The organism is Thermus igniterrae ATCC 700962, from assembly GCF_000376265.1.
Lineage (GTDB): Bacteria > Deinococcota > Deinococci > Deinococcales > Thermaceae > Thermus > Thermus igniterrae.
On the sequence record NZ_AQWU01000004.1, the window covers coordinates 1 to 1,125 of the forward strand.

The following is a 1,125-nucleotide window of genomic DNA, read 5'->3' on the forward strand; positions in this document are numbered from 1 at the left end:
GGGCGCTTTTGGAGCTCATCGCCTACGGCCTTAGGGTTCTTCTCTCCCTTCTCCCGCCCCCTCCGGGGTACAAGGCAATTTACTAGGCAAGCCCTGCCACCCTTGACCTGGGCGGGGTGAGGGGCTACACTCTTCCGCATGAAAATACGGGACCTCCTAAGGACGCGCAGGGGGCCCCTATTCTCCTTTGAGTTCTTCCCCCCCAAGACCCCAGAGGGCGAAGAGGCCCTCTTCCGCACCATGGCCGAGCTCAAGGGGTTCCACCCCGCCTTTGTCTCCATCACCTACGGGGCCATGGGGAGCACCCGGGAGAGGAGCGTGGCCTGGGCGGGGCGCATCCGCGAGCTCGGGCTTAATCCCCTGGCCCACCTCACCGTGGCCGGCCAGAGCCGGGAGGAGGTGGCCGGGGTGCTGGCGCGCTTTCTGGCGGCAGGGGTGGAGAACCTCCTGGCCCTCCGGGGGGACCCGCCCCAGGGGGAAAGGGTCTTCCGCCCCCATCCCCAGGGGTTCCGCTACGCCATGGAGCTGGTGGCCTTCATCCGGGAGCGCTACGGGGAGGGGGTTTCTGTGGGTGGGGCCGCCTACCCCGAGGGGCATCCGGAAAGCGGGAGCCTCGAGGCCGACCTCCGCCACTTCAAGGCCAAGGTGGAGGCCGGCCTGGACTTCGCCATCACCCAGCTCTTCTTCAACAACGCCCACTACTTCGGCTTCCTGGAAAGGGCCAGGCGGGTGGGCATAGAGATTCCCATCCTCCCCGGCATCATGCCCATCACCAGCTACGCCCAGCTCCGCCGCTTCACCGAGGTGTGCGGGGCCAGCATCCCTGGGCCCCTGCTTTCCCAGCTGGAGCGGCACCAGGAGGACCCCAAGGCCATTTTGGAAATCGGGGTGGAACACGCCACCAAGCAGGTGGCCGAGCTCCTGGAGGCCGGGGTGGAGGGGGTGCACTTCTACACCCTCAACAAAAGCCCCGCCACGCGCATGGTGCTGGAGAGGCTGGGGTTTCGTTCTGCCTCTTCTTTTCTTTAAGGAGACCCCCCTTTCGGATATTCAATGCATACCCCCTTGACAAGCCAAAGGAAAAGGGGGCGCTTGGTGAGCTGTGGAAGAACACCAGACGCCCCC

Annotated in this window: 1 protein-coding gene and 1 pseudogene; both read left to right on the forward strand. The window is 65.5% G+C overall.

What is annotated here, in order from left to right:
• A pseudogene (locus B128_RS12775) lies at positions 1-86 on the forward strand (IS5/IS1182 family transposase); the annotation flags it as partial.
• Positions 87-138: 52 nt separating this feature from the next.
• Positions 139-1,029 carry a methylenetetrahydrofolate reductase [NAD(P)H] gene (gene metF / locus B128_RS0100030; RefSeq protein WP_018110271.1) on the forward strand — a complete coding sequence of 297 codons (891 nt, stop codon included), beginning with the start codon at positions 139-141 and terminating at the stop codon, positions 1,027-1,029.
• Positions 1,030-1,125: the final 96 nt, after the last annotated feature.

What these genes read in the sequence shown, in the direction of transcription:
- metF (WP_018110271.1), top strand. Translation starts at nt 139, where the DNA reads ATGAAAATACGGGACCTCCTAAGGACGCGCAGGGGGCCCCTATTCTCC.